This is a genomic window from Pseudogemmobacter sp. W21_MBD1_M6 (genome assembly GCF_052119585.1).
GTDB lineage: Bacteria > Pseudomonadota > Alphaproteobacteria > Rhodobacterales > Rhodobacteraceae > JBGQOJ01.
Window position 1 is genome coordinate 26,306 of sequence record NZ_JBGQOJ010000032.1, and the last position, 8,344, is coordinate 34,649.

The 8,344-nt window shown below is 66.1% G+C and carries 9 protein-coding genes and 1 pseudogene; all 10 read left to right on the forward strand.

What is annotated here, in order from left to right; translation table 11 throughout:
- Positions 1–4 precede the first annotated feature (4 nt).
- Positions 5–3,736, forward strand: a pseudogene (locus tag ACEN2R_RS18930) (baseplate multidomain protein megatron); the annotation flags it as partial.
- Positions 3,737–3,759: 23 nt separating this feature from the next.
- Positions 3,760–4,230 (forward strand): DUF6441 family protein, encoded by a 471-nt coding sequence (locus ACEN2R_RS18935; protein WP_442044249.1) that lies wholly within the window; start codon positions 3,760–3,762, stop codon positions 4,228–4,230.
- On the forward strand, positions 4,227–4,823 hold the full coding sequence (locus ACEN2R_RS18940) for a hypothetical protein (RefSeq protein WP_442044250.1): 597 nt from the start codon (positions 4,227–4,229) through the stop codon (positions 4,821–4,823). The genes ACEN2R_RS18935 and ACEN2R_RS18940 overlap by 4 nt, the downstream gene beginning before the upstream one ends.
- Positions 4,823–5,383, forward strand: a complete 561-nt coding sequence (locus tag ACEN2R_RS18945; RefSeq protein WP_442044252.1) for a hypothetical protein — start codon at positions 4,823–4,825, stop codon at positions 5,381–5,383. The genes ACEN2R_RS18940 and ACEN2R_RS18945 overlap by 1 nt, the downstream gene beginning before the upstream one ends.
- Entirely contained in the window at positions 5,380–5,784 is a 405-nt protein-coding gene (locus ACEN2R_RS18950; RefSeq protein WP_442044254.1) for a DUF6950 family protein, read from the forward strand. The genes ACEN2R_RS18945 and ACEN2R_RS18950 overlap by 4 nt, the downstream gene beginning before the upstream one ends.
- 72 nt (positions 5,785–5,856) lie before the next feature.
- Entirely contained in the window at positions 5,857–6,378 is a 522-nt protein-coding gene (locus ACEN2R_RS18955) for a hypothetical protein (RefSeq protein ID WP_442044255.1), read from the forward strand.
- Positions 6,379–6,481: 103 nt separating this feature from the next.
- On the forward strand, positions 6,482–6,712 hold the full coding sequence (locus ACEN2R_RS18960) for a hypothetical protein (RefSeq protein WP_442044256.1): 231 nt from the start codon (positions 6,482–6,484) through the stop codon (positions 6,710–6,712).
- Between the two features lie 29 nt (positions 6,713–6,741).
- Positions 6,742–7,056, forward strand: coding sequence for a phage holin family protein (locus ACEN2R_RS18965; RefSeq protein WP_442044258.1), 315 nt, complete (start codon positions 6,742–6,744; stop codon positions 7,054–7,056).
- 74 nt (positions 7,057–7,130) lie between these two features.
- Complete coding sequence (locus ACEN2R_RS18970; RefSeq protein ID WP_442044260.1) at positions 7,131–8,093, forward strand: TIGR02594 family protein; 963 nt, start codon at positions 7,131–7,133, stop codon at positions 8,091–8,093.
- Position 8,094: 1 nt separating this feature from the next.
- The coding region (locus ACEN2R_RS18975) for a hypothetical protein (RefSeq protein WP_442044261.1) at positions 8,095–8,344 on the forward strand (250 nt) is incomplete at its 3' end.

The window sequence follows — 8,344 nt, forward strand, 5'->3', positions numbered from 1 at the left end:
CAGCATGGCAGCAATTGTTCTGGGCGGCATCGGCTCCGCAATTGGCGGAAGTATTGGCGGCTCCATTCTTGGCCTGTCGGCGGCCGCGATCGGCGGTGGCATCGGCTCGCTGATCGGCACCACGATCGATTCCCGCCTCAATGCCTCTTTTGCCCCCGACCAGCGGCAGGAGGGCGCGCGGCTCGATGAATTACGCGTCACCAGTGCGACCGAGGGTGCCGTGATCCCGCGTATCTATGGCCGGATGCGGGTCGGCGGCAACATCATCTGGGCCACAGATTTCCGCGAGGTCTATTCCGAGACACGCCAGGGCGGTGGCGGAAAAGGCGGTGGTGGTGGCGTGGTTGTCGAGGACTACAGCTATTTCGCGAGCATCGCTGTCGCCATTGCTACTGGCCCGATCGGCGGCGTGGGTCGTATCTGGGCAGATGGCAGCGCTTTCGATGTGCCGGGCGCCATCTGGCGGCTGCATCGCGGCACAGAAACCCAGATGCCCGATCCGTTCATCGAGGCGACGATGGGCGCAGGGCTCGCCCCGGCCTATCGCGGCACCGCTTACATCGTGTTTGAGAACCTCCCGCTGGCCATTTTCGGCAACCGGCTGCCTCAACTGTCCTTTGAGGTTTACCGTCCTTCTGAGGAACCCGACAGCGCAGAGCAGCTCTTGACGGCGGTGAACATGATCCCGTCCTCGGGCGAGTTCATCTATGCCACCGAGCCGATCACCCGCAACATTGGCAGCGGTGCTGTCCAGCCTGAAAACGTCAATTCCAGCGGCGGGCAGTGCGACTTCCTGACGTCGCTGGATCAGTTGGAAGCCACGGCGCCAAACTGCAAATCGGTGTCTCTGGTGGTGGCGTGGTTTGGCACAGACCTGCGGGCGGGCAATTGCCAGATCAGGCCCGGCGTGGAAACGGCCACCAAGGTTACGGCACCGAAGCTTTGGGCAGTGAATGGCGTGAGCCGCTCGGCCGCTTATGTGGTCTCGCAAATCGATGGCAGCCCGGCCTATGGCGGCACCCCCAGCGATTTCTCTGTCGTGCAGGCCATTCAAGAACTGAAGGCCCGCGGGTTTCGGGTGACGTTCTACCCGTTCCTGCTGATGGATATGCCCGAGGCAAACACGCTGCCGAGCCCCTATTCGGACAACGCCGCGGCCCTTGGCCAGCCGAAATATCCCTGGCGCGGCCGGATCACGTGTTCGCCCGCCGCAGGGTTCGCGGGCACCGTCGACAAAACGGCGGCAGCGGCAACGCAGGTGTCGGCGTTCTTTGGGGCGGCCGCGCCTGGCAATTTCGCGGTGTCGGGCACGTCGGTGTCATGGACCGGATCACCGACCGACTGGGGCCTGCGCCGAATGATCCTGCATTATGCCCACCTCTGCGTGGCGGCCGGTGGCGTCGATGCTTTCCTGATTGGCAGCGAGTTGCGCGGGCTCACGCAAATCCGGTCGGGCGCCAGTACCTATCCGGCGGTGACAGCATTTCAGAGCCTTGCCGCCTCGTGCCGGAGCATCCTCGGCGCAGGCACCAAGCTCAGCTATGCGGCCGATTGGTCAGAATATTTCGGTCACCAGCCGCAGGGTGGCACCGGCGATCTGTTCTTTCACCTCGATCCGCTCTGGGCCGATGCCAACATCGATTTCATCGGCATCGACAATTATATGCCGCTGTCGGATTGGCGCGATGGCGATCAGCACCTCGACGCCCTGACGGGCTGGCCCGCGATTTACGATCTGCCCTATCTGCAGTCGAACATCGAAGGCGGCGAGGGGTTTGACTGGTTCTATGCCTCGGACGGCGATCGCACCGCCCAAATTCGCACGCCGATCACCGATGGCACCTATGGCAAACCTTGGGTGTTCCGGACCAAGGATCTGCGCAGCTGGTGGACGAACCAGCACAACAACCGTCCCGGCCGCGTTGAGAGCGGATCACCCACCGACTGGTTGCCGCAATCGAAACCGATCCGCTTCACCGAAGCCGGGGCGCCTGCCGTCGATCGCGGCACCAACCAGCCGAATGTCTTTTACGACCCCAAGTCGTCTGAGTCCTTCCTGCCCTATAATTCGCGGGGCTATCAGGATGATCTGGTGCAGCGGCGCTACATCGAGGCGCTTTTCCCGTACTGGAATGACCCCGCAAACAACCCGGCCTCCGGAATTTACGCAGGCCGGATGATCGATGTCGCCGAGATCGCCATCTGGACATGGGATGCGCGGCCCTATCCGGCCTTTCCGGTCCGCTCCGACGTCTGGTCTGATATCGACAACTACCGCCTTGGCCATTGGTTGACCGGCCGGATCGGCGGATGTGGCCTTGCCGAACTGGTTCGGGAGTTGTGCCGGACGGGTGGCGTGCCTGACGCGATGATCGATGTGACGCAGCTGGCCGCGACGGTGCCTGGCTATGCGATCACCGCCATTGAAAGCGCCCGCGCGTCGATCGCACCGCTGGCACAGTTCTACGGCTTTGATGTCGTCGAGACCGGCGGGCAATTGCGCTTTGTGCCGCGCGGGCAGCCTGCCGTGGCCCAGATCGCTGCCGAGACGCTGGTGATTACGGAGCGCAATGCCGAGGACATCAGCTTCACCCGCGCGCAGGAAACCGAACTGCCCCGCGCGTTGAAATGGCGCTTGATGATGCCCGACGAGGATTATGGCGCGCTGTCGGTCGAGGCGCGGCGGATCACCGTCGACACCGCGCGCGTCCGCACCGAGCAGTTTCCGATCGTCTATCCTGCCGCACTCGCCGATCGTGCCGCCCGCCGCGCGCTTCACGAGGAATGGGTCGCGCGAGAGGATGCGGCGTTCGCCCTGCCACCCTCGCGGTTGGCTCTCGACCCGACTGATGTGATCCGCCTCGAACATGACGGCCGCACGCCATACTATGTTCTGGCCCGCATCACCGATGGCGGCGCGCGGCGGATCGAGGCCAAGCGGACCGATCAAACACTCTATGATCTGCCGCCGGGGCCGGAGCGCACGCCCGCGTTCATAGCGCCGACGGTATTTGGCCCCCCGGCGGCGATCCTGATGAACCTGCCGCAACTGGCTGACGATATTCCTGCCCATCGCCCCTATGCCGCGGTCTTCGCGGCACCTTGGTATGGATCAGCGCTGATCTGGCGCAGCCCCTCGACTGACGGTTTCACAGCACTTGGCACAGTCGGCCAGCCTGCGCGGTTGGGCACCTTGGCGTTTGATTTTTACGCAGGCCCGGTCTGGCGCTTTGACAATGGCAACGAGCTCTGGATCGATATGGCCTCCGGCACATTCAGCAGCCTCGACGATGAGGCGCTGTTGGCTGGGGGCAATGCGCTGGCTATCGAAACGGCCCCCGATGCCTGGGAAATTGTCCAATTCGCGACGGCATCGCTGCAAAGCCCGGGGCGCTGGCGGCTGACCCACCTGCTGCGCGGCCAGTTCGGCACGGAAAGTTCGATCGCCAACCCCACCCCGGCCGGGGCACGAGTCGTCGTGCTGAACACTGCCGTCACCCCGATCGCCATCAGCGAAAGCGACATCGGCCTGCCTGCAAACTGGCGGATTGGACCATCAACAGCTGCGGCGGCAGACCCGCTGAACCTACAACTGGCCTTCACGCCATCGGGGCGCGGGCTGCGGCCCCTGCGGCTGTCTGAAATCCCGAACATGGCCCCTGGTGACACCGTTCAAATCGACGGCGACATCTATGAAATCCGGTCCGAGCCGCGACGCGATGCCCAGCGGATGATTTTACGCTGCGAGGCGCGGTTGCTATGAGGATTGATGTGGCGGTGGTCGGCGACATTCTGGCGCAAATGCGCGAAGAGGTGGCCGCGGGTGAGCGGGCCGTGTCGCAATCAATGTCAGTGGTGGCGACCGGCCTGAAAACTGATTGGCGGATGCAAATCATCGGCGCGGGGCTGGGACCGAAGTTGGCACGCACGATTCAATCGCGCAAATACCCGGTTGCAAAGGACTCGCTCAATGCGGCGGCACTGGTTTGGGCCAATGCGCCAGTCCCCGCCATCCTGCAGCGCGGCGAGCGGGTGCTGAGCCGGCGCGAGACCGCGGGCTATGGCGGCGGGTCGACTGGCGGTGGCGTGACCCTGCATATCGATGCGCGCGGGGCGCAGGCGGGCGTCGCCGAGCAGATCGACGCCAAGCTGCGCGCCGCCCTTCCCGAGATCCAGCGGATCGCCATCCAGAGCGTCGCGGGGCGGCGCAACCGGGGGTATGCGGTATGAGCGTTCCGGCACTGCCCCTGACCTTGATCGAAAGCCTGGAGCGGCGTCTGGTCACCGCCGTGACCGCATCGACGTCGTCTTTCACCGGAACCCAACAGGTGCAGGACTGGGGCGGCGAATGGTGGGAGTACAGCTTCGAGATGGCGATGACCAAGGGCCACGACGGGCGGCGGCTGTCGGCGTTTCTGACGGCCCTTGGCGGGATGCGGGGGCGGTTCCTGCTGCCCGATCCCTCGATTGCGCAGCCTGACATGACGGCATCGCCTGTCGTGGTTGGCGCGGGCCAAAGCGGGACGATGCTTCTGACCGGTGGATGGGCTGCGACCGCGCCCGCGTTGCTCTGTGGCGACTTCTTCTCCCTTGGTTCAGACGAGAACACCCGGCTCTATCAGGTGACGGCCGATGCCACCGCCGATGTCGCTGGGCTGGCCACCCTGTCCTTTGTGCCGCGATTGCGCAGCGCCCCGCTCAGCGGTGCGGTGCTTGACGTGGCAGCACCGGCGGTGGCGCTGCGCCTGACAGCGCCGGTGCCGACGCGGATCGGCCGTGCCGACAGCTACCGCTTTTCCATCACCGCCCGCGAGGCGCTTTGATGAGCCGGGACATGACAACGGCCTTCGGTGCGGCGTTGGCGGCACAGGATCTGCGGCCGGTGATCTTCTTCGAGGGCGCCTTCGCCTCGGGCCTGGTGCGGATCTGGTCGGGGCTTGGCGCGATCGACTGGGACGGCAAGATCTGGACCGGTGCCGGATCGCTCCTCGGGCTCGGGTCGATCGAAGAGGCCGAACAGGTGGTCGCCAGCGGCACCTCGATCTCGCTGTCCGGCGTGCCGCTCGAGATGGTGGCGCTGGCGATCGACGAGGCGCGCCAGGGCCTGCCCGGTCGGGTCTGGCTCGGGCTGCTCACCGAGGAGCGCGGCCTCATTGCCGATCCGGTGCAGGCCTTCACCGGTCGGCTTGATGTGCCGGAGATCACCGACGACGCGCAGAGCTGCACCGTCACGATCAGCTACGAGAGCCGGTTGATCGATCTCAATACCGCGCGCAGCTGGCGCTACACCCATGAAAGCCAGCAGGCGCTGCATCCCGGCGACATGGGCTTCGCGTTTGTCACCAGCATTCAGGACAGGGAAATCACATGGGGGCGCGGATGAGGACGGCGGATTGGCAGAGCCGTCTGGCAGGGATAGTTGAGCACGCCCGCACCCGGCCTTTCGTCTGGGGCACGCATGACTGCGCCACCTGGGCCTTTGAGCTGCGCGCCGCCCTGACCGGCGGCGCGGATGTGGCCGCCCTGTGGCGCGGCCGCTATACCACCGCCCTTGGTGCGCGGCGGGTGATGGTGCGGTGCGGCTGGCAGAGCCTTGAGGCGATGGGCCGTGATCTTTTGGGCGCGCCCTTGGCCTCCCCGCTTTCGGCGCAGCGCGGCGATCTGGTGCTCGGGGGCGCGGACCCCGCCTTCGGGGTCTGCCTCGGCGCCAAGGCCGGCTTTGTCGCAGGTCCCGGCCTGACGCTCCTGCCGCTTGAAGCCTGCACCCTGGCCTGGAGGGTCTGACATGCCGCCCATCGTGCTTGGCGTTGTGGCCCTTGGCGGGGCAGCGGCGGGCGGCAGGGACCGGTCACGGCCGTGGCCAGCAAGGGCGCGCAGGCCCTGGCCTTTGCCCCGATCGACGCCTTGCAGGCGGACGGGCTGTTTGCCGGCGGCAAGACCGGCCTCGACGTGGTGGGCGCGACGCTGCGCCTGAGCACGGTGCTCGATGCGCAGGGCACCCCCTCCACTGTGCAGACCTCCGGCCTTTACGAGTTCGGCGCGGGGCTGGACTTCGGGACGGTGCGCCTGCTTCGCCTGCGCAGCCAGATCAGCGTCGGCGCCCTGGCGCTCCTGGACCGGATCGACGCACGTCTGGAGCCGATCGACACCTGGGCCGACTTCGACGGCTCCGAAGGCGCCGAGATCGATGTGGTGCTCGAGGTGCGGGACACCGACGATGATCCGGCGGGCACTCCGGTCTGGAGCCCGTGGAGCCGCGTCGACAATCATGAAATCGAGGCGCGCGCCGTGCAGGCGCGGGCGTGGTTGAGCACGGCCGATCCGGCCTTCACGCCGGTGGTCACGCAGTTGCGGCTCTATGCAGACGAGGTGGCCTGATGCTGCGCTCAACTCGGATTGAACCACGTGTCGCTGCCTGCGGGCTTCGCCGCCAGCGCGGCAAGCCGTGCCCTTCATCGCAACAGGAACTGGACACACATCGATGGCGCAAACGAACAGCTATGTGATCGAGAACGATGCGGGTCTCGCGGTACGAACCCGCCTCAACGAGGTTCTGGCCGCGATCCAGTCGGCCAATGCCGGAGCCACGGCGCCGACCGCGACGCAGCCCGGCATGACCTGGTTCGACACCAGCACCAGCCCGCCGGTGCTGCGCATCCGCAATGCCAGTGACGACGGCTGGGACGAGTTGCTTGATGGCGGCAGTTTCTAACCATCATTATCGAAAAGGGGTGCGCAGGCATGGGCGGCGACAACAGCTTCATCGAGACCATCAATGCGCTGTTCGGCGGGGCGGTCACCACGCTGATCGGGGCCTTCACCGGCCGGCTGATGTATCACTCGGGCGAGGTCAAGCTGGGCCGGCGGCGGTTCTTCGGCAAGGAGCTCTTGTGGGAGATCCCGGTTGCCATCGGCATGGCGATCATCGGCGAGGCGGCGGCGAATTACCTCGGGCTGGGCCAGCCGGTCAGCACCGGTCTTGTGGCGACGCTGGCCTACCTTGGCCCGCGCGGGGCCGAGGCGCTGATCTGCAGCTGGCTCGGGCGCAAGAAGTAACCCCGCATCAATCCGAACAAGATCACACACGCCGCCTATCCCGGGCGGCGGTTCCTTTGGCATGGGAGAGCCACATGACGCCCTATGATATCGCCCACACCTATATCGGCACGACCGAAGGCCCGGGCCCTGCGGATAATCCGAAGATCCTCGAGATGTATGCCACCATCGGTCAGGACTGGGTCGAACATGATGATGTGGCCTGGTGCGCGGCCTTTGTCGGGCATTGCCTCGAGCAGGCCGGTCTGCGCTCGACGCGGAAACTGACGGCGCGCTCCTATCTGGAGTGGGGCGTTCCGGTGGATCTCGCGGAGGCGCAAGAGGGCGACATTGTCGTGTTCCGGCGCGGCAGCTCGTCCTGGCAGGGCCATGTCGGCTTCTTTGTCGCGCAATCCGGCCAGATGATCGAGGTGCTGGGCGGCAATCAGGGCGATGCTGTGAGTATCAAGCGCTATGCGGCGTCAAAGCTGCTCGGCGTGCGCCGGGCCGGAAATGTCGCCCCCCGCGTGACGATGAGCACAGCGCAGGTGCAGACGGTCCTCGACGGTTTGGGTTATCACGAGGTCGGCCACGCGGATGGAAGCCTGGGCAGCCGCACCCGCGGCGCGATCCTGGCGTTCCGCGCCGATCAGGATCTGCCACTGGTGCCGATCATCGACGCAGAGCTCGTCGACGCGCTGGCCCGCGCGCCGTGCCGTGCCGTGTCGCCCGAGCGGGCCGCCGGCATGCCCGAGGGCTCGCGGATCGTGACGGCGGCCAATGCCCAGATCGGCCTCGGGGCGATCGGCGTCGCGGGATCGGTTGCCGGATCCGTTGCCGGTCAGATCACGCCGGCGCTGGACCAGATTGAGGCGGCACAGGGCATTGCCGCCCGCGCGCTGGTCCTGTTCGGCCTTGAGGGCGCGTTGCCTACCCTCTTGCCCTGGATCGGGGCGCTGCTGTTTGCAGGCGTGATAATTTATGCGGTCCGGGCGCGAGCCGCACGGATCGAGGATTATCGGACGGGTCGCAGCCCGGGCTCGGGTGGGGGTCAGTAAGATGGCCGCGTTTTGTCTATCGCTGATCCCGGTGCTCGGCCGGCGCGTTGCCCTTGCGGGCGCACTCGTACTTGCGGTGATCGTCGCCCTCTACACACTGTGGCGCAGCGGTCGGGCGGCGGGCGCGTCGGCCTATGCCGCGCGCCGCACCGAGGCCCGCATCCGCACCATGACCATAGCAAAGGAAACCCGCCATGAGGTGGACACCACAAGCGATGCTGATCTCGATCGCCGTCTTGACCGCTGGATGC